Annotated in this window: 22 protein-coding genes and 3 tRNA genes; 14 read left to right on the top strand and 11 right to left on the bottom strand. The window is 50.1% G+C overall.

What is annotated here, in order from left to right; all coding sequences use genetic code 11:
- The 5 genes from BEA93_RS22555 to pnuC all read left to right on the top strand — a co-directional run bounded on the left by BEA93_RS22555 (position 1) and on the right by pnuC (position 2,375).
- Positions 1-76: transfer RNA gene (locus BEA93_RS22555), tRNA-Lys, on the top strand.
- A gap of 48 nt (positions 77-124) precedes the next feature.
- A tRNA-Lys gene (locus tag BEA93_RS22550) sits at positions 125-200 on the top strand.
- A gap of 33 nt (positions 201-233) precedes the next feature.
- Positions 234-309: transfer RNA gene (locus BEA93_RS22545), tRNA-Lys, on the top strand.
- Between the two features lie 265 nt (positions 310-574).
- On the top strand, positions 575-1,618 hold the full coding sequence (nadA, locus tag BEA93_RS22540; RefSeq protein ID WP_016248492.1) for a quinolinate synthase NadA: 1,044 nt from the start codon (positions 575-577) through the stop codon (positions 1,616-1,618).
- A 37-nt stretch (positions 1,619-1,655) separates the two neighbouring features.
- A complete protein-coding gene (gene pnuC, locus BEA93_RS22535; protein ID WP_016248493.1) occupies positions 1,656-2,375 on the top strand; it encodes a nicotinamide riboside transporter PnuC in 720 nt (239 codons plus the stop codon).
- On the opposite strand, the gene zitB is transcribed toward pnuC, so the two are convergent.
- Both zitB and BEA93_RS22525 read right to left on the bottom strand, forming a co-directional pair.
- On the bottom strand, positions 2,372-3,307 hold the full coding sequence (gene zitB, locus BEA93_RS22530) for a CDF family zinc transporter ZitB (protein WP_016261826.1): 936 nt from the start codon (positions 3,305-3,307) through the stop codon (positions 2,372-2,374). The genes pnuC and zitB overlap by 4 nt on opposite strands.
- 113 nt (positions 3,308-3,420) lie before the next feature.
- Positions 3,421-3,801 (bottom strand): YbgS-like family protein, encoded by a 381-nt coding sequence (locus BEA93_RS22525; RefSeq protein ID WP_105225075.1) that lies wholly within the window; start codon positions 3,799-3,801, stop codon positions 3,421-3,423.
- A gap of 315 nt (positions 3,802-4,116) precedes the next feature.
- Here BEA93_RS22525 and aroG point away from each other — a divergent pair, with 315 nt between their 5' ends.
- On the top strand, positions 4,117-5,169 hold the full coding sequence (gene aroG / locus BEA93_RS22515; RefSeq protein WP_001109190.1) for a 3-deoxy-7-phosphoheptulonate synthase AroG: 1,053 nt from the start codon (positions 4,117-4,119) through the stop codon (positions 5,167-5,169).
- Positions 5,170-5,341: 172 nt separating this feature from the next.
- On the opposite strand, the gene gpmA is transcribed toward aroG, so the two are convergent.
- The 7 genes from gpmA to modE all read right to left on the bottom strand — a co-directional run bounded on the left by gpmA (position 5,342) and on the right by modE (position 13,144).
- On the bottom strand, positions 5,342-6,094 hold the full coding sequence (gpmA, locus tag BEA93_RS22510) for a 2,3-diphosphoglycerate-dependent phosphoglycerate mutase (protein ID WP_001295305.1): 753 nt from the start codon (positions 6,092-6,094) through the stop codon (positions 5,342-5,344).
- Between the two features lie 202 nt (positions 6,095-6,296).
- A complete protein-coding gene (gene galM, locus BEA93_RS22505; RefSeq protein ID WP_001516013.1) occupies positions 6,297-7,337 on the bottom strand; it encodes a galactose-1-epimerase in 1,041 nt (346 codons plus the stop codon).
- A complete protein-coding gene (galK, locus tag BEA93_RS22500; protein WP_000053403.1) occupies positions 7,331-8,479 on the bottom strand; it encodes a galactokinase in 1,149 nt (382 codons plus the stop codon). Before galK ends, galM begins: the two co-directional genes overlap by 7 nt.
- A 3-nt stretch (positions 8,480-8,482) precedes the next feature.
- Positions 8,483-9,529 carry a galactose-1-phosphate uridylyltransferase gene (galT, locus tag BEA93_RS22495; protein ID WP_000191515.1) on the bottom strand — a complete coding sequence of 349 codons (1,047 nt, stop codon included), beginning with the start codon at positions 9,527-9,529 and terminating at the stop codon, positions 8,483-8,485.
- Positions 9,530-9,538: 9 nt separating this feature from the next.
- Positions 9,539-10,555, bottom strand: a complete 1,017-nt coding sequence (gene galE / locus BEA93_RS22490) for a UDP-glucose 4-epimerase GalE (protein ID WP_001265440.1) — start codon at positions 10,553-10,555, stop codon at positions 9,539-9,541.
- Between the two features lie 260 nt (positions 10,556-10,815).
- On the bottom strand, positions 10,816-12,288 hold the full coding sequence (modF, locus tag BEA93_RS22485; RefSeq protein ID WP_105225076.1) for a molybdate ABC transporter ATP-binding protein ModF: 1,473 nt from the start codon (positions 12,286-12,288) through the stop codon (positions 10,816-10,818).
- A gap of 67 nt (positions 12,289-12,355) precedes the next feature.
- Entirely contained in the window at positions 12,356-13,144 is a 789-nt protein-coding gene (gene modE / locus BEA93_RS22480; protein WP_001147452.1) for a molybdenum-dependent transcriptional regulator, read from the bottom strand.
- Positions 13,145-13,272: 128 nt separating this feature from the next.
- Between modE and acrZ the strand changes: the two genes are divergently transcribed.
- The 4 genes from acrZ to modC all read left to right on the top strand — a co-directional run bounded on the left by acrZ (position 13,273) and on the right by modC (position 16,112).
- Positions 13,273-13,422, top strand: a complete 150-nt coding sequence (gene acrZ, locus BEA93_RS22475; protein WP_000891515.1) for a multidrug efflux pump accessory protein AcrZ — start codon at positions 13,273-13,275, stop codon at positions 13,420-13,422.
- Positions 13,423-13,588: 166 nt separating this feature from the next.
- Positions 13,589-14,362 carry a molybdate ABC transporter substrate-binding protein gene (modA, locus tag BEA93_RS22465; RefSeq protein WP_105225077.1) on the top strand — a complete coding sequence of 258 codons (774 nt, stop codon included), beginning with the start codon at positions 13,589-13,591 and terminating at the stop codon, positions 14,360-14,362.
- On the top strand, positions 14,362-15,051 hold the full coding sequence (gene modB, locus BEA93_RS22460; protein WP_000604034.1) for a molybdate ABC transporter permease subunit: 690 nt from the start codon (positions 14,362-14,364) through the stop codon (positions 15,049-15,051). Before modA ends, modB begins: the two co-directional genes overlap by 1 nt.
- A 2-nt stretch (positions 15,052-15,053) precedes the next feature.
- Entirely contained in the window at positions 15,054-16,112 is a 1,059-nt protein-coding gene (gene modC / locus BEA93_RS22455) for a molybdenum ABC transporter ATP-binding protein ModC (protein WP_000891658.1), read from the top strand.
- Here the strand turns inward: modC and ybhA are convergent, their stop codons facing one another.
- Positions 16,113-16,931: a bifunctional pyridoxal phosphate/fructose-1,6-bisphosphate phosphatase gene (gene ybhA, locus BEA93_RS22450; RefSeq protein ID WP_000213424.1), complete on the bottom strand. Its 819-nt coding sequence runs from the start codon at positions 16,929-16,931 to the stop codon at positions 16,113-16,115.
- A 154-nt stretch (positions 16,932-17,085) separates the two neighbouring features.
- On the opposite strand from ybhA, the gene pgl reads away from it, so the two are divergent.
- The gene (gene pgl / locus BEA93_RS22445; RefSeq protein ID WP_000815435.1) at positions 17,086-18,081 is read left to right on the top strand and encodes a 6-phosphogluconolactonase; all 996 of its coding nucleotides are present in this window, start codon (positions 17,086-17,088) and stop codon (positions 18,079-18,081) included.
- Positions 18,082-18,122: 41 nt separating this feature from the next.
- Here pgl and BEA93_RS22440 read toward each other — a convergent pair whose 3' ends face one another.
- The gene (locus tag BEA93_RS22440) at positions 18,123-19,076 is read right to left on the bottom strand and encodes a LysR family transcriptional regulator (RefSeq protein ID WP_001516019.1); all 954 of its coding nucleotides are present in this window, start codon (positions 19,074-19,076) and stop codon (positions 18,123-18,125) included.
- A gap of 183 nt (positions 19,077-19,259) precedes the next feature.
- Between BEA93_RS22440 and BEA93_RS22435 the strand changes: the two genes are divergently transcribed.
- The 3 genes from BEA93_RS22435 to BEA93_RS22425 all read left to right on the top strand — a co-directional run bounded on the left by BEA93_RS22435 (position 19,260) and on the right by BEA93_RS22425 (position 24,150).
- Complete coding sequence (locus BEA93_RS22435; RefSeq protein WP_001516020.1) at positions 19,260-20,312, top strand: 4-oxalomesaconate tautomerase; 1,053 nt, start codon at positions 19,260-19,262, stop codon at positions 20,310-20,312.
- Positions 20,313-20,387: 75 nt separating this feature from the next.
- Positions 20,388-21,821, top strand: coding sequence for an anion permease (locus BEA93_RS22430; RefSeq protein ID WP_001036492.1), 1,434 nt, complete (start codon positions 20,388-20,390; stop codon positions 21,819-21,821).
- 67 nt (positions 21,822-21,888) lie between these two features.
- Positions 21,889-24,150, top strand: coding sequence for a hydratase (locus tag BEA93_RS22425; RefSeq protein ID WP_105225078.1), 2,262 nt, complete (start codon positions 21,889-21,891; stop codon positions 24,148-24,150).
- Positions 24,151-24,303: the final 153 nt, after the last annotated feature.

The following is a 24,303-nucleotide window of genomic DNA, read 5'->3' as shown; positions in this document are numbered from 1 at the left end:
GGGTCGTTAGCTCAGTTGGTAGAGCAGTTGACTTTTAATCAATTGGTCGCAGGTTCGAATCCTGCACGACCCACCAATTTTAATAATTGGCACCGAGTAAAAATCTTTCAGGTAACACCCGTATGGGTCGTTAGCTCAGTTGGTAGAGCAGTTGACTTTTAATCAATTGGTCGCAGGTTCGAATCCTGCACGACCCACCATCCTGAATGATTAAAGCAGTATAATCCCGTAAGGGGTCGTTAGCTCAGTTGGTAGAGCAGTTGACTTTTAATCAATTGGTCGCAGGTTCGAATCCTGCACGACCCACCAATGTGAAAAGGCACCCTAAAGGTGCCTTTTTGCTATCTTAACATCCCTCGATTTTAATTCGTAAGTTCCCACGCTTGATGAGTGAATAACCTTATGTAGGTCGGATAAGCGCAAAGCGTTGCATCCAATATCACGTACGTAATTCTTGTGACTTTTCCCTGCCATTCGGTTATCTTGTTTAGCATATAAAACAAATGAAATCGGTAATAGCGATATCACGCTTCATATCGGTTTAAATGTTAAGTCTGCAAAACGAGATAGCAAGATGAGCGTGATGTTTGATCCTGAAGCAGCGATTTATCCTTTCCCAGCAAAGCCGACGCCGTTAAGCATTGATGAAAAAGCGTATTACCGCGAGAAAATAAAACACCTGCTGAAAGAACATAATGCGGTTATGGTCGCCCACTACTACACCGACCCTGAAATCCAACAACTGGCGGAGGAAACCGGCGGCTGCATTTCCGATTCGCTGGAAATGGCGCGCTTTGGTGCAAAGCATCCTGCTTCTACGCTGTTAGTTGCTGGGGTGAGATTTATGGGAGAAACCGCCAAAATCCTCAGCCCGGAAAAAACAATTCTGATGCCCACACTTAAGGCCGAATGTTCACTGGATCTCGGGTGCCCCATTGAAGAATTTAACGCATTTTGTGATGCCCATCCCGATCGTACTGTCGTCGTCTACGCTAACACGTCTGCTGCGGTAAAAGCGCGTGCAGATTGGGTGGTGACTTCAAGCATTGCCGTCGAACTTATTGATCATCTGGATAGTTTGGGGGAAAAAATCATCTGGGCACCAGACAAACATTTGGGGCGTTACGTGCAAAAACAGACGGGCGCAGACATCTTATGCTGGCAAGGTGCCTGCATCGTTCATGATGAGTTTAAGACTCAGGCGTTAACCCGCTTACAAAAACAATACCCTGACGCTGCCATACTGGTACATCCGGAGTCACCCCAGGCCATTGTCGATATGGCCGATGCGGTCGGTTCCACAAGTCAGTTGATCAATGCTGCGAAAACATTGCCGCATCAACGGCTTATTGTGGCGACGGATCGGGGGATCTTCTACAAAATGCAGCAAGCGGTGCCTGACAAGGAGCTACTGGAAGCGCCAACCGCTGGCGAGGGTGCAACCTGCCGTAGCTGTGCGCATTGCCCGTGGATGGCCATGAATGGCCTCCAGGCCATCGCAGAGGCATTAGAACAGGGAGGAAGCAAACACGAGGTTCATGTTGATGAAAAGCTGCGAGAGAGGGCGCTGGTGCCGCTCAACCGTATGCTGGATTTTGCGGCTACACTACGTGGATAGCTGACAATAAGGCATCATGCTACGCATTGGAGGAAAGATGGATTTTTTTAGCACACAGAACATTCTGGTTCATATACCGATCGGTACTGGCGGTTACGATCTCTCATGGATCGAAGCGGTAGGGACGATCGCTGGGTTACTGTGTATTGGCCTTGCCAGCCTGGAGAAGATCAGCAACTACTTTTTTGGTCTGATCAACGTTACCTTGTTTGGCATTATTTTCTTTCAGATTCAATTGTATGCCAGCTTACTGCTGCAGGTATTTTTCTTTGCCGCTAACATTTATGGCTGGTATGCCTGGTCGCGACAAACCAGTCAGCATGAAGCCGAGTTGAAAATTCGCTGGCTGCCACTGCCGAAGGCATTAACCTGGTTGGCTGTTTGCGTCGTTGCCATTGGTCTGATGACGGTATTTATCAACCCGGTATTTGCGTTCCTGACCCGCGTGGCGGTAATGATTATGCAAGCGTTGGGTCTACAAGTGGCTATGCCAGAATTGCAACCAGACGCCTTCCCATTCTGGGATTCCTGCATGATGGTACTCTCCATCGTGGCAATGATCCTGATGACACGTAAATACGTCGAAAACTGGTTACTGTGGGTCATTATTAACGTGATCAGCGTGGTGATTTTCGCCTTGCAGGGGGTTTATGCCATGTCGCTGGAGTATCTGATCCTGACCTTTATTGCCCTGAACGGCAGCCGGATGTGGATAAACAGCGCACGCGAAAGAGGTTCACGCGCGCTGTCTCATTAATGGTGATGATGTGAATGGCCGGAAACCCCTTGATTAAGGTGGCAATCCGGCCCATGACAAGGCTGATATTCCATCTGAATCGTGGCGTGCTCAATCTGATAGTTGTCCATCAGATAGTGTTGGATCTTGTCCAACAATGCGTCGTGATCGTGTGGCGGGATCACCTGCACATGCAGCGTCATTACTGGCTTCTCGCCCACCATCCACACGTGTACATGATGCACATTGCGCACTTCCGGGATTTCCCGGCACATGCGGCGCTTCAGTTCAGCGATATCCAGCGAAACCGGCGCACCTTCAAGTAATTCATTCACGCTGTCTTTCAATAATCGCCAGGCACTGCGCAGAACCAGAAGTGAAACGAGAATGGAAAGAATAGGGTCAGCAGGCGTCCAGCCGGTCCAGATAATAATCAACGCCGCGATGATAGCGCCGACAGAACCCAGCAGATCCCCCAGGACATGCAACGCTGCCGCGCGTACATTGAGATTTTTCTCTTCACTGCCACGATGCAGCAACCAGAAAGAAAGCACATTCGCCAGCAATCCAGCCACGGCAATAGTCATCATCATACCGCCTTCAACCGGACGTGGCGTGCGGAAGCGTTCTATCGCCTCCCAGACAATCAAAATAGTAATCACCACCAGGGCGATGGCATTTACAAACGCCGCGAGGGTGGTCAATCGAAGCCAGCCGAAAGTATGGCGAATGGTGGGGGGACGACGGGAAAATTGAACGGCAAGTAGGGCGAAAAGCAGGGCGGCAGTATCGGTCAGCATATGACCCGCATCGGCCAGCAATGCCAGAGAACCGGAAAGAAAGCCGCCAATAACTTCAACCAGCATAAAACCGGCGGTAACGCCGAAAGCATATAACAAGCGACGAGCATTATTATCTTCTGGCAGATGTGCGGAAGTGTGTGAGTGCGCCATGACGAGTCATCCCTTAATTAATCTCACTTAACTTTATGACATCATACTGCTTTTAGAAGGGAAAAATTAAAAGGGAGAGACTCCGCTCTCCCTGTATTGGCTTTATTGCAGGATTACTGTGTTGTACAGTCGGTTTTGGTATCGACATCATTGTTGATGCCATCACCGGTTTGGACTTTTTTATTGATGTCCGGACAGCGACCATCTTTGCACATCGTATTTTTGTGCTCTTCATCTTTGGTCATGCCATCATTGTCCATTGATGAACCGTTCGGGTGCAGCATGGTGCCGCCCGAGTTGCTATTAACCCCGCTATTATCGACGTTATTTGGCGCGACATTTTCACGGGCATCTGGGGCAACCTGGCCCGCATCAGCCGCAGCGTTTGCCTGGCCGTTATTAGTTTGCGCGCCGCTATCGGCAGCCAGTGCAGCTCCGCTGGCAAGACTAAGAGTGGCAGTCAGAAATAGAGTGGCCAGTTTTGTCATTTTCATACGATGCTCCTGTTATGGTCGTTATGTCGGATAACCTCTTCCAACAGTGCATTTGCAGGTGATTGTCAGGCAATGGTTTAAGATTTCAGCCAGAAGAATAAATCCAGCAGAGAATCTTGAAAAAATTAATAAACAAAGAAGTTACAGTTAGAAATTGTAGGTGAGATCTCGTTTTTCGCGACAATCTGGCGTTTTTCTTGCTAATTCCAGGATTATTCCGTTCATAGTGTAAAACCCCGTTTACACATTCTGACGGAAGATATAGATTGGAACTATTGCATTCACTAAATTAAGTATGGCAACACTGGAACAGACATGAATTATCAGAACGACGATTTACGCATCAAAGAAATTAAAGAGTTACTTCCGCCTGTCGCATTGCTGGAAAAATTCCCCGCTACCGAAAATGCCGCGAATACGGTTGCCCATGCCCGTAAAGCGATCCACAAGATCCTGAAAGGTAATGATGATCGCCTGTTAGTGGTGATTGGCCCTTGTTCAATTCATGATCCTGTAGCCGCTAAAGAGTATGCAACCCGCTTGCTGGCGCTGCGTGAAGAGCTGAAAGACGAGCTGGAAATCGTCATGCGTGTCTATTTTGAAAAGCCGCGTACGACAGTGGGTTGGAAAGGGTTGATCAACGATCCGCATATGGATAACAGCTTCCAGATCAACGACGGTTTGCGCATTGCTCGTAAATTGCTGCTCGACATTAACGATAGTGGCCTGCCAGCAGCAGGTGAGTTTCTCGATATGATCACCCCGCAGTATCTGGCCGACCTGATGAGTTGGGGCGCAATTGGCGCACGTACAACCGAATCGCAGGTTCACCGTGAACTGGCGTCTGGTCTTTCTTGCCCGGTAGGATTCAAAAATGGCACCGATGGCACGATTAAAGTGGCTATTGATGCCATTAATGCTGCTGGTGCGCCACACTGCTTCCTGTCAGTGACCAAATGGGGTCATTCGGCAATTGTGAATACCAGCGGTAACGGCGATTGCCATATCATTCTGCGCGGCGGTAAAGAGCCTAACTACAGTGCGAAACACGTTGCTGAAGTGAAAGAAGGGCTGAAAAAAGCGGGTTTACCGGCGCAGGTGATGATTGATTTCAGCCATGCAAATTCGTCCAAACAATTCAAAAAGCAGATGGAAGTTTGCGCTGACGTTTGCCAGCAGATTGCCGGTGGTGAAAATGCCATTATTGGCGTGATGGTGGAAAGTCACCTGGTTGAAGGGAACCAGAGTCTGGAAAGCGGTGAGCCGCTGGCCTATGGCAAGAGCATCACCGATGCCTGCATTGGCTGGGAAGATACCGACTCTCTGTTACGTCAACTGGCGAACGCCGTAAAAGCACGTCGCGGATAAGGTTTATAGTCCCGACCTGCGAATCGCCATGACTGTACGTTTGTAGGCCTGATAAGACGCGTAGCGTCGCATCAGGCAATGTGCTCCGTTGTCAGTTACGTACGCCTTGTGCAAAAACAAAAAAAGCCGACTCACTTGCAGTCGGCTTTCTCATTTTTTCAACGGATTACGCTTACTTTGCTTTACCCTGGTTCGCAACGGCCGCTGCTTTCGCCGCGATCTCGTCAGCATTACCCAGGTAATAACGTTTCAGAGGTTTGAAGTTTTCGTCAAACTCATACACCAGCGGTACGCCAGTCGGGATATTCAGCTCAAGGATCTCTTCTTCACTCATGTTATCGAGATATTTCACCAGCGCACGCAGGGAGTTACCATGTGCCGCGATGATCACGCGCTCACCGCTCTTCATGCGTGGCAGAATGGTTTCATTCCAGTAAGGGATCACGCGGTCAATGGTCAGCGCCAGGCTTTCCGTCAGCGGCAGCTCTTTTTCGCTCAGTTTAGCGTAACGCGGATCGTGGCCCGGATAACGCTCATCATCTTTAGTCAGTTCCGGCGGAGTTACCGCAAAACCACGACGCCACTGTTTCACCTGCTCGTCGCCATATTTTTCAGCGGTTTCCGCTTTGTTCAGACCCTGCAACGCACCGTAGTGACGTTCGTTCAATTTCCAGGATTTCTCAACGGGCAGCCATGCCTGATCCAGTTCGTCCAGCACATTCCACAGAGTATGGATAGCGCGCTTCAGCACAGAGGTGTAAGCAAAGTCAAAGCTGTAACCTTCCTCTTTCAGCAGCTTGCCTGCTGCTTTTGCTTCGCTTACGCCTTTCTCAGACAGATCCACGTCGTACCAACCGGTGAAACGGTTTTCTTTATTCCACTGGCTTTCGCCATGACGAACCAGAACCAGCTTAGTTACAGCCATATACTTACTCCTCAAATCATTATTTAATGATAATAATTCTCATTATATTGCCGTGGGATAACAACAGCAATGCTTACGCATAACCATAGCGAAAATAGTGTCGCAGTGTAAGGTTGTTGTGAATATTGAGTTGCAAATATGTCTTCATTTGCTGGCAAGATGAACGATACGATGAGAAAGCCCTCATATTGAGGGCTTGAAGTCACTGTGCAATAAACTGATATTCCGTCAGGTTGGAATACTCTTCGCCTGGGCGTAAGAAACAGTCCGGCTGTGGCCATTCAGGATGGTTCGGGCTGTCCGGCAAAAACTCGCTTTCCAGCGCCAGACCTTGCCAGTCGGCGTAAGGTTCTGTTCCCCGTGAGGGTGTGCCACCAAGGAAGTTGCCGGAGTAAAATTGCAAAGCCGGAGCGGTGGTGTAGACCTTAAGCTGCAATTTCTCATCTGCTGACCAGACATGCGCTGCCACTTTCTTGCCATCGCCTTTGGCCTGCAACAAGAACGCGTGATCGTAACCTTTCACTTTGCGCTGATCTTCGTCGGCAAGAAACTCACTGGCGATGATTTTGGCGCTGCGGAAATCAAAAGACGTACCGGCAACAGATTTCAGTCCGTCGTGCGGAATACCGCTTTCATCTACCGGCAGATATTCGTCAGCCAGAATCTGCAGCTTGTGATTACGCACGTCAGACTGTTCACCGTCGAGGTTGAAATAGACGTGGTTAGTCATATTCACCGGGCAAGGTTTATCAACCGTGGCGCGATAGGTGATAGAGATACGGTTATCATCGGTCAGACGATACTGCACCGTCGCGCCGAGATTACCCGGAAAGCCCTGATCGCCATCTTCTGAAGTCAGGGCAAACAGCACCTGACGATCGTTCTGATTTACAATCTGCCAGCGACGTTTATCGAATCCTTCCGGGCCGCCGTGTAGCTGGTTGACACCCTGACTTGGCAACAGCGTGACAGTTTCGTCGTCAAAGGTATAACGGCTATTGGCGATACGGTTGGCATAGCGACCAATAGAGGCCCCCAGAAATGCGGCCTGATCCTGATAGCATTCCGGGCTGGCACAGCCGAGCAGCGCCTCGCGGACGCTGCCATCGGAAAGCGGAATACGGGCGGAAAGTAAAGTTGCACCCCAGTCCATCAGCGTGACTACCATCCCTGCGTTGTTACGCAAAGTTAACAGTCGGTACGGCTGACCATCGGGTGCCAGTGCGGGAGTTTCATTCAGCACTGTCCTGCTCCTTGTGATGGTTTACACACGTAAAAAGTCTCTTTAATGCCTGTTTTTGCTTCATATTGTTCAGCAACAGCGTGCTGTACTGCAGGCACCAGTTCTTCCGGGATCAGCGCAACAATACAGCCGCCAAACCCACCACCGGTCATGCGCACGCCCCCTTTGTCGCCAATCACTGCTTTTACGATTTCTACCAGGGTGTCAATTTGCGGTACGGTGATTTCGAAGTCATCGCGCATAGAGGCATGAGACTCCGCCATCAACTCACCCATACGTTTCAGGTCACCTTGCTCCAGCGCGCTGGCAGCTTCAACGGTACGGGCGTTTTCGGTCAGAACGTGACGCACGCGTTTTGCGACGATCGGATCCAGTTCATGCGCTACGGCGTTGAACTCTTCAATGGTGACATCGCGCAGGGCTGGCTGTTGGAAGAAACGCGCACCGGTTTCACACTGTTCACGGCGGGTGTTGTATTCGCTGCCGACCAGAGTGCGTTTGAAGTTACTGTTGATAATCACCACCGCCACACCTTTCGGCATGGAAACAGCTTTAGTCCCCAGTGAGCGGCAGTCGAGCAATAATGCATGATCTTTCTTGCCCAGAGCGGAAATCAACTGATCCATGATCCCGCAGTTACAGCCCACAAACTGGTTTTCAGCTTCCTGACCGTTAAGCGCGATTTGTGCGCCGTCCAGCGGCAGATGGTAAAGCTGTTGCAATACAGTACCGACTGCGACTTCCAGCGAAGCGGAAGAACTTAACCCGGCACCCTGCGGCACGTTGCCGCTGATCACCATGTCCACGCCACCAAAGCTGTTATTGCGCAGTTGCAGATGTTTCACCACGCCACGGACATAGTTGGCCCATTGGTAGCTGTCATGCGCGACAATGGGCGCATCAAGGGAAAACTCGTCAATCTGATTTTCATAATCGGCAGCCATAACGCGTACTTTGCGATCATCACGCGGCGCACAGCTAATTACCGTTTGATAATCAATCGCGCAGGGCAGAACAAAACCATCGTTGTAGTCGGTGTGTTCGCCAATTAGATTCACGCGGCCAGGCGCCTGAATGGTATGAGTGGCAGGGTAGCCAAATGCGTTGGCAAACAGAGATTGTGTTTTTTCTTTCAGACTCATTTCTTACACTCCGGATTCGCGAAAATGGATATCGCTGACTGCACGCAAACGCTCTGCTGCCTGTTCTGCTGTCAGGTCTCGCTGGGTTTCTGCCAGCATTTCATAACCGACCATAAATTTACGCACGGTGGCAGAGCGTAACAGAGGTGGATAAAAGTGCGCGTGCAACTGCCAGTGTTGGTTCTCTTCGCCATTAAACGGCGCACCGTGCCAGCCCATCGAGTAAGGGAAGGAGCACTGGAAAAGATTGTCATAACGACTGGTCAGCTTTTTCAACGCCAGTGCCAGATCGCTGCGCTGGGCGTCGGTCAAATCGGTGATCCGCAGAACATGGGCTTTGGGCAGCAGCAACGTTTCGAACGGCCAGGCAGCCCAGTAAGGCACCACGGCTAACCAGTGTTCGGTTTCAACAACGGTACGGCTACCATCAGCCAGTTCACGCTGGACATAATCCACCAGCATGGGGGATTTCTGTTGGGCGAAATATTCTTTTTGCAGGCGGTCTTCGCGCTCAGCTTCGTTAGGCAGGAAGCTATTTGCCCAAATCTGTCCGTGCGGATGCGGGTTCGAGCAGCCCATTGCCGCCCCTTTGTTTTCAAACACCTGCACCCACGGGTACGTTTTTCCCAGCTCTGCGGTTTGTTCCTGCCAGGTTTTGACGATTTCCGTCAACGCGGCAACGCTTAACTCTGGCAGCGTTTTACTGTGATCCGGTGAAAAGCAGATCACCCGGCTGGTGCCACGTGCGCTCTGGCAACGCATCAGCGGATCGTTGCTTTCTGGTGCATCTGGCGTGTCAGACATCAATGCCGCAAAGTCATTGGTGAAAACGTAAGTCCCGGTGTAATCGGGGTTTTTATCGCCTGTAACCCGCACATTACCTGCGCAGAGGAAGCAATCAGGATCGTGCGCAGGCAACACCTGTTTAGCTGGCGTTTCCTGCGCCCCCTGCCAGGGGCGCTTTGCGCGATGCGGTGAAACCAGAATCCATTGCCCGGTGAGCGGGTTATAGCGGCGATGTGGATGATCAACGGGATTAAATTGCGTCATGGTCGTTCCTTAATCGGGATATCCCTGTGGATGGCGTGACTGCCAGTGCCAGGTGTCCTGCGCCATTTCATCGAGTGTGCGCGTTACGCGCCAGTTCAGTTCGCGGTCGGCTTTGCTGGCATCCGCCCAGTAGGCCGGGAGGTCGCCCGCACGACGCGGTGCAAAATGATAGTTAACCGGCTTGCCGCAGGCTTTACTGAAGGCATTAACCACGTCCAGCACGCTGCTGCCTACGCCTGCACCGAGGTTGTAGATGTGTACGCCTGGCTTGTTCGCCAGTTTTTCCATCGCCACGACGTGACCGTCCGCCAGATCCATTACGTGGATGTAATCGCGAACACCAGTGCCATCTTCGGTCGGATAATCGTTACCAAAAATAGCCAGAGAGTCGCGACGGCCTACAGCAACCTGGGCGATATATGGCATCAGGTTATTCGGAATACCTTGCGGATCTTCGCCCATATCGCCCGACGGATGCGCACCAACCGGGTTGAAGTAGCGCAGCAGAGCAATGCTCCAGTCCGGCTGGGCTTTTTGCAGGTCGGTAAGGATCTGTTCCACCATCAGCTTGCTTTTGCCGTAAGGGCTTTGCGGTGTGCCGGTCGGGAAGCTCTCAACGTAAGGAATTTTGGGTTGATCGCCATAGACGGTGGCGGAGGAGCTGAAGATAAAGTTTTTGACGTTCGCGGCGCGCATGGCGCTAATCAGACGCAGGGTGCCATTGACGTTGTTATCGTAATATTCCAGCGGTTTTTGTACCGACTCGCCAACGGCTTTCAGCCCGGCGAAGTGGATCACGGTATCGATAGCGTGATCGTGCAGGATCTCGGTCATCAACGCTTCGTTGCGAATATCGCCTTCAACAAATGTCGGATGTTTGCCGCCTAAACGCTCGATAACAGGCAGTACACTGCGCTTACTGTTACAGAGGTTATCAAGAATGATGACATCATGACCGTTTTGCAGTAATTGCACACAGGTATGACTTCCAATGTAACCGCTACCACCGGTAACCAGAACTCTCATAATTCGCTCCATCAGGCTTATGGTATGAAATAACCATAGCATAACAAAGATGCGAAAAGTGTGACATGGAATAAATTAGTGGAATCGTTTACACAAGAATTTAGCCATCTTTTATGTGCGATTAAGCGATTATAAAACAGAGAGTTGGTGAATGATTGCGTCTTTTATCTGAAAAAAGAGGTGTTTTCATGCCTGGATGTGTCTAACCGTAGGCCGGATTAGGTGTTTACGCCGCATCCGGCACAGTCAGCATTACAGACTTAGCTTATTTTTGTCAGCGCATAGCGATAGAGGTCGCCATCCGGCATGAACTCCAGCCGATGGGTAATACAGGCTGGTGCATCTTCAGCGTGGTGCGAAACAAACAACAACTGCGTTTCACCTTCGCTAATCAGTATATCCACAAAACGGCGGATAAGCTGGCGATTCAGCGGGTCAAGCCCTTGTAAAGGTTCATCGAGAATAAGCAATGTAGGATGCTTCACCAACGCCCGCACGATTAACGCCAGACGCTGCTGTCCCCAGGAAAGACTATGGAAGGGCGCGTCAGCGGTGCGTTTATCAATGCCGAGAATATCCAGCCACTGTTGCACCAGTTTTTTCTGGCGATCTGAAACGGCCTGATAAATGCCAATGGAATCAAAATAACCAGAAAGGATCACGTTGCGCACGGTAGTACTGACGCGGTAATCCAGATGCAAACTACTGCTGACGTAACCGATATGCTTTTTGATATCCCAGATGGTTTCACCGCTGCCGCGACGCCGTCCGAAAAGCGTCAAATCGTTGCTGTAACCTTGCGGATGATCGCCAGTAATCAGGCTTAATAACGTCGATTTTCCCGCGCCATTTGGCCCGACAATTTGCCAGTGTTCGCCAGGATTCACCTGCCAGCTAAGGTTGTTAAGAATAGGGCGATCGTTATAAGAAACCACGCCGTTATTTAGTACAATTCGTGGTTCGCTGGCGGGTAAGGTGTGACGTGCTGAAGGCTCATCCGGCTCTGGTAGATGCACGCCATCAAGCCGCTCACTGTGTGCCAGTTGGGCGACGAGAGCCTGCCGGAGCAGTTCCTCTTTAGCGCCAGTTTCCGTTAATGTGCAATCCGCCAGCACACCGGCAAACTGGACAAATTCCGGGATCTCATCGAAGCGATTGAGTACCAATACCAGAGTAATCCCTGACTGATGTAACGAAGCGAGTAGTTCTGCCAGTTGCTGACGTGAGGCAACATCAAGACCATCGAACGGTTCATCTAAAATCAGCAAGTCAGGCTCCGACATCAGCGCCTGACACAAAAGGGTTTTGCGCGTTTCGCCAGTAGAAAGATATTTAAAACGTCGGTCGAGGAGAGCGGTAATGCTGAACTGTTGCGCCAGTTGAGCGCAACGCTGAGTATCCTTAACTTCATCCTGAATGATCTCTGCCGTGGTGCGCCCGGTGTCATCTTCGCCAGGGCTGAGCATATCGGTGTTATTACGCAGCCATTCATCGCTGACGAGCTTTTGCAATTGCTCGAAGGAGAGACGAGTGATGTGGGAAAACTGGCTTTGCCGTTCGCCTTTCAATAGCGGAAGTTCACCTGCCAGCGCGCGAGCCAGCGCCGACTTCCCGCTACCGTTAGAACCGACAAACGCCCAACTATCACCCGCGTTTAAATTTAGCTGATGCAATTGCAGCGTTTTTGTGTCGCTAAGACGAAACGTGCCTTGCAAAATTTGCAACGATGACATTTTGTATCCCATTTTGTGCAGCGATTACTGACAGGGATACGTGTTTCATAACAAATTGTCAACACGCTTAACACAGCGTGGCGATAATCACACTGTCGGCGTTAAAGTAAGCCGTGACATTTTGCCCTTGCTTAAGAGATGCGGCTTCATTTACCGGCACCGTGGCGCACAGGGTTTGCCCGTCTGGTAACGCCATTAATACTTCGCACTGTTCCGCGCCGCGCTCAATATGACTAATAATACCCGGTAATTGGTTGTCGGCACCCTGGGCCACCGTGTCATCCTGGGTAATGTTCACCCACGGCGCTTTCAGCAGAATCAACACTTCTTTGCCTTCATCCAGCCCCAGACGCGCGCCACTTTGCGCGGTAATTGCGACTTTTAACCGTGTTTTGCCGTCGGCCAGTAAGACATCAACATGCTGTTGAACGTCATCATGATCGCGTGCGGTGATGGTGCCGAACCATTGGTTACGGGCGCTGGTTTGCAGTGAGAAACGTGAGATAGCTGCCAGCAGGCTGTTCAGCGGCAGGGCGTCATCGTCACTTAACACATCAAAGGCTTTTTGCTGGATCTGGGCGAGAAGATCGTAAAGCTGAATCAGCCGCTGACCATAGCGGGTCAGTACCGCACCGCCGCCGCCTTTTCCACCCGTTGCACGCTCAACCAGCGTATGCTCACTTAACTGATTCATCTCGTTAATGGCATCCCAGGCGCTTTTATAGCTGATACCGGCATCTTTTGCCCCCTGGCTGATGGAACCGGAAAGCGCGATGTGCTTTAGTAGCGAAATGCGGCGTGGGTCGGCAAAGAGCTTTTGTTGAAGCTTAAGAGTGAGAAGGATTTCGGCCTGCATAACAATGTCCTGGCAAAAGTCTTATTGTGACGGAAAATGAGCGCCACGCAAAGCTGACCGCACAAAAGGGGAGTGCTTTTCTGTGCTTAGCGGTTAGAATAATGACAGGACTATATCTGGAGTTGACCATGTTAGAGTTATTAAAAAGTCTGGTATTCGCCGTAATCATGGTACCTGTCGTGATGGCCATCATCCTGGGTCTGATTTACGGTCTTGGTGAAGTATTCAACATCTTTTCTGGTGTTGGTAAAAAAGACCAGCCCGGACAAAATCATTGATTCCATGAATGCCCGCTCAGTCGGGCATTTTCTTTTTCCTCAACTTCCTGCTTTTCCTGCCGATATTTTTTCTAACTACCTCTCAAAGGTTAACAATAACTGCTGGGAAAATTCTGAACTTGCCGTTATATTGACGCCTACATAACGTTAAATAAAGGGGTTACAAATGGCTCGTAAATGGTTAAACCTGTTTGCCGGGGCGGCGCTCTCTTTCACCGTTGCTGGCAACGCGTTGGCGGATGAAGGGAAAATCACGGTTTTTGCTGCAGCATCACTGACCAACGCGATGCAGGATATCGCCACACAGTATAAAAAAGAGAAGGGCGTGGATGTCGTTTCTTCTTTTGCCTCTTCTTCTACCTTAGCTCGTCAGATTGAAGCTGGCGCACCAGCGGATCTGTTTATTTCTGCCGATCAGAAATGGATGGATTATTCAATTGATAAAAAAGGGATTGATACCGCCACGCGTCAGACATTGCTCGGCAATAGCCTGGTCGTTGTAGCACCGAAAACCAGCGAGCAGAAAGAGTTCACCATCGATAGCAAAACTAACTGGACCACTTTACTGAATGGCGGTCGCCTGGCTGTTGGTGATCCGGAACATGTTCCGGCTGGCATTTATGCGAAAGAAGCTCTGCAAAAACTGGGCGCATGGGATACCCTCTCCCCGAAACTGGCTCCGGCAGAAGATGTTCGCGGGGCACTGGCGCTGGTTGAACGCAATGAAGCGCCGCTGGGCATTGTTTACGGTTCTGACGCGGTTGCCAGCAAAGGGGTAAAAGTGGTTGCTACCTTCCCGGAAGATTCGCATAAAAAAGTGGAATATCCGGTTGCTGTCGTGGAAGGGCATAACAATGCGACAGTGAAAGCATTTTACGATTATCTGAAGGGACCGCAGGCAGCGGAAATCTTTAAACGTTACGGATTTACAACTAAGTAATGATACTGACCGATCCAGAATGGCAGGCAGTTTTATTAAGCCTGAAAGTTTCTTCCCTGGCTGTGCTGTTTAGCCTGCCGTTTGGGATCTTTTTTGCCTGGTTACTGGTGCGCTGCACGTTTCCGGGCAAAGCTCTGCTCGACAGTGTACTGCATCTACCTCTGGTGTTACCGCCAGTGGTCGTCGGTTACTTGCTGTTAGTTTCGATGGGGCGGCGCGGATTTATCGGTGAACGTCTGTATGACTGGTTTGGCATTACCTTCGCGTTTAGCTGGCGTGGCGCAGTCCTCGCTGCCGCAGTCATGTCTTTTCCACTGATGGTGCGGGCGATTCGTCTGGCGCTGGAAGGGGTTGATGTCAAACTGGAACAGGCCGCAAGAACGCTGGGGGCCGGGCGTTGGCGCGTTTTCTTTACTATTACCTTACCGCTGACGTTGCCGGGAATTATCGTCGGTACGGTACTGGCTTTCGCACGTTCGCTCGGTGAATTTGGCGCCACCATCACCTTTGTTTCGAACATTCCTGGCGAAACGCGGACCATTCCTTCTGCCATGTATACCCTGATCCAGACTCCTGGCGGCGAAAGCGGCGCGGCAAGACTTTGTATTATCTCTATTGCGCTGGCGATGATCTCCCTGCTGATCTCGGAATGGCTGGCCAGAATCAGTCGTGAACGGGCGGGGCGTTAATCATGCTGGAATTGAATTTTTCCCAGACTTTGGGCAACCATTGCCTGACCATTAATGAAAAGCTGCCAGCTAATGGCATCACCGCTATCTTTGGTGTTTCCGGTGCGGGAAAAACCTCGCTAATTAACGCTATCAGTGGGCTGACTCGTCCGCAAAAAGGGCGAATTGTCCTCAATGGTCGGGTATTAAATGATGCCGAAAAAGGTATCTGCCTGACGCCGGAAAAGCGTCGCGTTGGCTATGTTTTTCAGGATGCGCGGCTGTTTCCGCATTACAAAGTGCGTGGCAATCTGCGCTATGGCATGGCGAAAAGCATGGTCGATCAGTTCGACAAACTGGTGGCGCTTTTAGGTATTGAACCCTTGCTTGACCGCTTACCGGGCAGTCTTTCCGGGGGCGAAAAACAGCGCGTGGCGATTGGTCGGGCCTTGCTGACGGCTCCGGAATTACTGTTACTGGATGAACCGCTGGCGTCGCTGGATATTCCGCGTAAACGCGAACTGTTGCCTTATTTGCAACGTTTGACGCGGGAAATCAACATTCCAATGCTCTATGTCAGCCATTCACTGGATGAGATCCTCCATCTGGCAGACCGGGTTATGGTGCTGGAAAACGGTCAGGTGAAAGCCTTTGGTGCACTGGAAGACGTCTGGGGCAGTAGCGTGATGAATCCGTGGCTGCCGAAAGAGCAACAAAGCAGCATTCTGAAAGTGACGGTACTGGAGCATCACCCGCATTATGCGATGACCGCGCTGGCGCTGGGCGATCAGCATTTGTGGGTTAATAAGCTGGACGAACCGCTGCAAGCCGCGCTACGTATTCGCATTCAGGCATCCGATGTCTCTCTGGTTTTACAACCACCGCAGCAAACCAGCATCCGCAACGTGTTGCGCGCAAAAGTGGTCAACAGTTATGACGATAATGGTCAGGTGGAAGTCGAACTGGAAGTCGGCGGTAAAACGCTGTGGGCGCGTATTAGCCCGTGGGCCAGGGACGAACTGGCAATCAGACCGGGTCTGTGGCTGTACGCGCAAATTAAAAGTGTGTCGATAACTGCCTGATTAAATCAGGTGGCTATAAATGAACTGGGCAATGCTGTCAGTGGTATTGTCACCAATCACAATGTTGGCGCGAGCTTTTACCGCGTCATCAGCATTGCCCATTGCCACACCTGTGCCAGCAGCTTCCAGCATACTGATATCATTAAAGTTATCGCCAAATGCAATCACGTTTTCCATTGACCAGCCTTGTGCTTCAATCCATTTCGTCAGGCGTTTGCCTTTACTATTACCGCCGCGCGCAATATCAACCTGATCGTGCCAGGACCATTCACACTCCAACCCCAACTCGTGTTCAACATGTTTACCAAAATGCTGCAATTGCGGCAGATCATCGTGCGTCAGAGCGAATTTCCACACCGCATTAACTTCTTGTGCCGTCTCGGCCAGTGAGGCGACCTGGGTAAAAGTCGGACGTTGTTCCGGTGGCAGTGTCTGTGCCCAGTTAGAGGTACGAATAACATGCCCGGTCGGGTGCTCATAAACCATCGCATCATCCACATACATCAGACCGTGAATGTGGTGTTCATTCAACATCTCAATGAGTTGCAAGGCCTTGTTGACGGGCATTGGGTCAGCTTCCAACACAGTTTTTGCATGATAATCATACAAATAGGTGCCATTACAGCAAATAGCAGGTGTATCCAGCGCCAGTGCCTGATAAAAAGGGTGGATAGCGACGTGATGGCGACCCGTGACGATAATCAATTGATAGCCAGCCTCGCGAGCGCGGGCAAGTGCTTCTATTGATGAAGGAAGTAGGGTCTTTTTCGGGGTCAATAAGGTGCCGTCTAAGTCGAGAGCAATCACGCGTGTGGTCATGGCGTTTTCCAGATTAAGGTTAAGAATTTTCGTCTAAGTGAATGGTACACCGATACCACTATTGGACAAAATTCTGCGCTTTAATTCAGCATTCACCGCCAAAAGCGACTAATTTTAGCTGTTACAGTCAGTTGCTAAATGCAAAGGAGCATTCATGAAGCAAACCGTTTATATCGCCAGCCCTGAGAGTCAGCAAATTCACGTCTGGAACCTGAATCATGAAGGCGCACTGACGCTGACACAGGTTGTTGATGTCCCGGGGCAGGTGCAGCCGATGGTGGTCAGCCCGGATAAGCGTTATCTCTATGTTGGCGTTCGTCCGGAGTTTCGCGTACTGGCGTATCGCATTGCACCAGACGATGGCGCACTGACATTCGCCGCAGAGTCGGCGTTGCCGGGTAGCCCGACCCATATTTCCACCGATCATCAGGGACAATTTGTTTTTGTCGGCTCTTACAACGCAGGCAATGTAAGCGTAACGCGTCTGGAAGATGGCCTGCCAGTGGGCGTGGTCGATGTGGTTGAGGGACTGGACGGCTGCCATTCCGCCAATATTTCGCCGGATAACCGCACGCTGTGGGTTCCGGCATTAAAGCAGGATCGTATTTGCCTGTTTACGGTCAGCGATGACGGTCATCTGGTGGCGCAGGATCCGGCAGAAGTGACTACCGTCGAAGGTGCCGGTCCACGTCATATGGTGTTCCATCCAAACGAACAATATGCTTATTGTGTCAATGAATTAAACAGCTCAGTTGATGTCTGGGAACTGAAAGATCCGCACGGCAATATCGAATGTGTACAGACCCTGGATATGATGCCGGAAAACTTTTCCGACACCCGTTGGGCGGCTGATATTCATATCACTCCGGATGGTCGACATTTATATGCTTGTGACCGTACCGCCAGCCTGATTACCGTCTTCAGCGTCTCGGAAGATGGCAGTGTGTTAAGTAAAGAGGGCTTCCAGCCAACTGAAACCCAGCCGCGCGGCTTTAACGTCGATCACAGCGGCAAGTACCTGATTGCTGCCGGACAAAAATCTCACCACATCTCAGTGTACGAAATTGTCGGTGAGCAGGGGCTGCTGCATGAAAAAGGTCGCTATGCGGTCGGACAGGGGCCAATGTGGGTAGTGGTGAACGCACACTAACCGTTGACTTACCCGGCGCTGAATCTATTGCGCCGGGTGTATTAACTCATCTCCTGTAACGCATGTCTCTGGCGTTCGACGATATTGGTCCACAAATTGTCTTTATCGTCAGTCCACAAATTAATCAGTAAGGCAAAAAAGCGTTCTGCCGCTGGAGAAAGTACGGCATCTTTGCGGCGAATAATCCCCAATGTCCGACGAATAACCGGTTCCACCAGCGGAATACCGATGATAGAAGAATAGGGCGCATGGGGCATTGCCAGACCAGGAAGCGCCGAAATCCCCAACCCCGCCTCAACCAGTCCTAATGACGTCGAAAGATGACGCACTTCGTAAAACCAGTCCAGCTTCCAGGGCTTGTCGGCCAGTTTTTGCTCAATCAGCAGTCGGTTGCCGCTGGAGGAGCGTACACCAATCATTTTGTAACCCGCCAGTTCCTGCCATTCCACTAGCTGCTTTTTGGCTAATGGATGGTCACGCCGACAGGCCAGCACGAACGGCTCGTTGACCAGTGGGGTAAAATCAATGGATGAATTTGTGATGTTGTTCATGTTTATGCCAAAGTCAGACTCGTTACATAGCACCGACTCCATGCAATTATTCGTGCCTTGTTCCAGAATCCGCACTTTAATATTGGGATATAGCTCATTAAATTTGCCGATCGCCAGCGGTAAAAAATAGAACACCGCGGTTGGAATACACGCTAATGTCACCATTCCTCGATGATGGGCATTCATGCCACGAATATTAAAAAGAGTTTCATCAAATTTATTTATTAATCCCCGAGCCTCTGGTAGCAGCATTTTTCCCGCTTTTGTTAAAGTAACCTTGCGAGTTGTACGCTCAAAGAGCTGGATATGTAAATCCTCTTCCATCTTTTTTATTCTGCGTGTTAATGCAGGTTGCGTAATATTAAGTAATTTAGCGGCGTTGTTAAATGAACTGGACTCTGCCAGCGTGACAAACGCCTTCATACTTGATAATTCATGCTTCATTACTACTCCGAAAAATGGAACCTGTGCTTTTTAGTAATTTACAGTTAAACAGTTTAACTGCAATTTAATTACTTAAATTAATGAAAAAATGTTATTAATCGTTGAGCTAAAGTCATTAGAGATGCTTTGCCCTTAATGTGACCATATCGCAATAAGTTATGTTTTTAAATTGAGGGCATTATTATGAAAAAAATACCCTGCGTGATGATGCGAGGTGGAACCTCGAGGGGGGCGTTCCTGTTAGCGGAACATTTACCCGAAGATCAAACGCAGCGCGATAAAATATTGATGGCAATTATGGGTTCCGGGAATGATCTGGAAATTGACGGTATCGGCGGCGGTAATCCGCTGACCAGTAAAGTCGCCATTATTAGCCGTTCCAGCGATTCGCGTGCTGATGTCGATTATTTGTTTGCACAGGTAATCGTCCATGAGCAGCGTGTCGATACTACGCCTAACTGCGGCAATATGTTGTCTGGCGTTGGGGCATTCGCGATTGAAAATGGTTTGATCACTGCAACGTCACCGGTTACTCGCGTGCGTATCCGCAACGTCAATACTGACACACTCATCGAAGCTGATGTGCAAACGCCAAATGGTGTCGTCGAGTACGAAGGTAGCGCCAGAATTGACGGCGTGCCAGGAACTGCCGCACCGGTCGCGCTCACTTTCCTGAATGCCGCAGGGACGAAAACTGGAAAAGTTTTCCCGACGGATAAACCGATTGATTATTTTGACGATGTTCCGGTGACCTGTATCGATATGGCCATGCCGGTGGTCATTATTCCTGCTGAATATCTTGGAAAAACAGGCTATGAATTGCCTGTGGAATTAGATGCTGATAAAGCATTATTAGCCCGTGTTGAATCTATCCGTCTGCAAGCCGGTAAAGCGATGGGGTTAGGAGATGTCAGTAATATGGTAATTCCTAAACCCGTGCTTATTTCCCCAGCGCAGAAAGGCGGTGCGATTAATGTACGTTATTTTATGCCGCATTCTTGTCATCGCGCGCTGGCGATAACCGGAGCTATTGCCATATCCAGTAGCTGTGCGCTGGAAGGCACGGTCACCCGGCAAATTGTTCCTTCAGTGGGTTACGGCAATATCAATATTGAACACCCCAGTGGTGCGCTTGACGTTCATTTAAGTAATGAAGGTCAGGATGCCACAACGTTACGTGCATCTGTTATTCGGACGACCAGAAAAATATTTTCCGGTGAAGTTTATCTTCCCTGAAAAATTTCTTTGTCGTGATAAGGACAATCAATAAAGGAATTCTGTATTAATAATACAGAAAGTGCAGGATATTAAATGAATAAAAAATCATTATGGAAGCTAATTCTGATATTAGCGATCCCGTGTATTATTGGCTTTATGCCAGCCCCGGCAGGATTAAGTGAACTGGCGTGGGTGCTTTTTGGTATTTATCTGGCAGCAATTGTAGGGCTGGTCATCAAGCCTTTCCCGGAACCTGTCGTGCTGTTAATTGCGGTTGCTGCCTCGATGGTGGTGGTGGGTAACTTATCTGGTGGAGAGTTCAAAACCACCGCCGTACTAAGTGGATACTCTTCCGGTACAACCTGGCTGGTATTCTCTGCGTTCACCTTAAGCGCCGCGTTTGTTACCACCGGCTTAGGTAAACGTATCGCTTATCTGCTGATTGGTAAAATTGGTAGCACTACCCTGGGACTGGGTTACGTTACCGTATTCCTCGATCTGGTACTGGCTCCGGCAACACCGTCTAACACCGCGCGTGCTGGCGGTATCGTATTGCCGATTATCAACAGCGTGGCGGTGGCTCTGGGTTCTGAACCGGAAAAAAGCCCGCGTCGTGTTGGGCATTACCTGATGATGTCCATTTACATGGTCACCAAAACCACCAGCTATATGTTCTTTACCGCAATGGCGGGGAACATCCTGGCGCTGAAAATGATCAACGACATTCTGCACCTGCAAATTAGCTGGGGTGGGTGGGCGCTGGCTGCCGGTTTGCCTGGCATCATTATGCTGCTGGTCACTCCACTGGTGATTTACACCATGTATCCACCAGAAATCAAAAAAGTGGATAACAAAACCATCGCCAAAGCGGGTCTTTCTGAACTGGGGCCGATGAAAATTCGCGAAAAAATGCTGCTCGGTGTATTTGTGCTGGCGCTGCTGGGGTGGATTTTCAGTAAGACTCTTGGGGTTGATGAATCTACCGTGGCTATTGTTGTTATGGCGACCATGCTGCTGCTGGGTATTGTGACCTGGGAAGACGTGGTTAAAAATAAAGGCGGCTGGAATACCTTAATCTGGTATGGCGGTATTATCGGCTTAAGCTCACTATTATCGAAAGTAAAATTCTTTGAATGGTTAGCCGAAGTCTTTAAAAATAATCTGGCATTTGATGGTCACGGTAACGTTGCCTTCTTCGTGATTATTTTCCTTAGCATCATTGTGCGTTATTTCTTCGCTTCCGGTAGTGCCTATATCGTAGCTATGTTACCGGTATTTGCCATGCTGGCGAATGTCTCCGGTGCACCGTTAATGTTAACCGCGTTGGCTCTGCTGTTCTCCAACTCCTACGGCGGCATGGTCACTCACTATGGCGGCGCGGCAGGTCCGGTCATCTTCGGCGTGGGTTACAACGATATTAAATCCTGGTGGTTGGTCGGTGCGGTACTGACGATATTAACTTTCCTGGTACATATCACCCTCGGTGTATGGTGGTGGAATATGCTGATCGGCTGGAACATGCTGTAAATATTCTCAAATATCCCTTCATTATCTTTCTGCGCACTTTACGGTGCGCAGATATCTGGAGTCTCTGATGATCAAGTTGTCTGAAAAAGGCGTGTTTCTCGCCAGTAATAACGAAATAATTGCCGAAGAATATTTCACTGGCGAAATAAAAAAAGAAGAAGCCAAAAAAGGCACGATTTCCTGGTCTATTCTCTCTTCCCATAATACGTCAGGAAATATGGACAAACTTAAAATTAAGTTTGATTCATTGGCCTCACACGATATTACCTTTGTCGGGATTATTCAGACCGCCAAAGCCTCCGGGATGGAGCGTTTTCCGCTGCCGTATGTGCTGACCAATTGCCATAACTCATTGTGTGCAGTGGGTGGCACTATTAATGGCGATGACCATATTTTTGGTTTATCGGCAGCTCAGCGTTATGGCGGTATTTTTGTGCCTCCGCACATTGCGGTAATCCATCAATATATGCGTGAGATGATGGCAGGCGGCGGAAAAATGATCCTCGGGTCAGACAGCCATACCCGCTACGGTGCGTTAGGTACGATGGCGGTTGGTGAAGGCGGCGGCGAGCTGGTTAAGCAACTGCTGAACGACACCTGGGATATCGACTATCCGGGCGTAGTAGCGGTACATCTGACCGGCAAACCAGCCCCCTATGTCGGGCCGCAGGATGTGGCGCTGGCGATTATCGGCGCGGTGTTCAAAAACGGTTATGTCAAAAACAAAGTGATGGAGTTCGTGGGGCCGGGTGTTGCGGCTCTCTCTACCGATTTCCGTAACAGCGTTGACGTGATGACCACTGAAACCACCTGTTTAAGCTCCGTCTGGCAAACTGATGACGAAGTGCATAACTGGCTGGCGCTGCACGGTCGCGGTGAGGATTACAGCCAGCTTAATCCACAGCCAATGGCTTATTACGACGGCTGTATTAGCGTTGATTTAAGCGCCATCAAGCCAATGATTGCGCTGCCATTCCATCCGAGCAACGTCTATGAAATTGACACGCTGAACCAGAATCTGACTGACATTCTGCGTGAGATTGAAATTGAGTCCGAACGCGTAGCGCATGGTAAAGCCAAACTCTCGCTGCTGGATAAAGTGGAAAATGGTCGCCTGAAAGTGCAGCAGGGGATTATTGCGGGTTGCTCTGGCGGTAACTATGAAAACGTCATCGCCGCAGCAAATGCGCTGCGCGGTCAATCTTGTGGCAACGACACTTTCTCGCTGGCGGTTTACCCGTCATCACAGCCGGTGTTTATGGATTTAGCCAAAAAAGGCGTAGTGGCGGATTTGATTGGCGCAGGCGCAATCATCAGAACCGCATTCTGCGGTCCATGTTTTGGCGCGGGTGATACGCCAATCAACAACGGTTTGAGTATTCGCCACACCACGCGTAACTTCCCGAACCGTGAAGGCTCTAAGCCAGCCAATGGCCAAATGTCAGCGGTGGCGTTGATGGACGCTCGTTCTATCGCCGCAACTGCCGCAAACGGTGGGTACTTAACTTCTGCCAGCGAACTCGACTGCTGGGGCAACGTGCCGGAGTACGCCTTCGATGTAACTCCGTATAAAAACCGTGTTTATCAGGGCTTTGTGAAAGGGGCGACTCAGCAACCGCTGATCTACGGGCCGAACATCAAAGACTGGCCAGAATTAGGTGCGCTAACTGACAATATCGTCCTTAAAGTGTGTTCGAAGATCCTCGACGAAGTGACCACTACCGACGAATTGATTCCTTCCGGTGAAACCTCTTCGTATCGTTCAAATCCGATTGGTCTGGCGGAGTTTACTTTGTCACGCCGCGATCCGGGTTATGTCGGCAGAAGTAAAGCCACTGCCGAGCTGGAAAATAAACGTCTGGCGGGGAACATCAGCGAGCTGGCAGAGGTGTTTGCGCGTATTAAGCAGATTGCTGGTCAGGAAAATATTGATCCGCTGCAAACTGAAATTGGCAGCATGGTCTATGCGGTCAAACCAGGCGATGGTTCTGCGCGTGAACAGGCGGCAAGCTGCCAGCGTGTAATTGGCGGTCTGGCGAATATTGCTGAGGAATATGCGACTAAACGTTACCGTTCTAACGTCATCAACTGGGGGATGTTACCGCTGCAAATGGTGGAAGTGCCGAGCTTTGACGTGGGGGATTACATTTATATTCCAGGCATTAAATCGGCGCTGGATAATCCCGGTACGACGTTCAAAGGTTACGTGATCCATGAAGATGTGCCGGTAACAGAAATTACACTCTATATGGAAAGTCTGACTGCCGAAGAGCGCGAAATTATCAAGGCGGGGAGTTTGATTAACTTCAATAAAAACCGTCAGATGTAAAAAGCGTCATGTGAATGTAGGCCGCATCCGGCACTTATTGTCGGATGCGATGCTTGCGCATCTTATCCGACCTACGAATCGCATTGAACCGTAGGCCGGATAAGGCGTTTACGCCGCATCCGGCACTTATTGTCGGATGCGATGCTGGTGCAT

Origin of the sequence: Escherichia sp. MOD1-EC5950 (assembly GCF_002965345.1) — a bacterium.
GTDB classification, from domain to species: Bacteria; Pseudomonadota; Gammaproteobacteria; order Enterobacterales; family Enterobacteriaceae; genus Escherichia; species Escherichia marmotae.
This window is presented reverse-complemented; position numbering and strand designations above follow the sequence as displayed.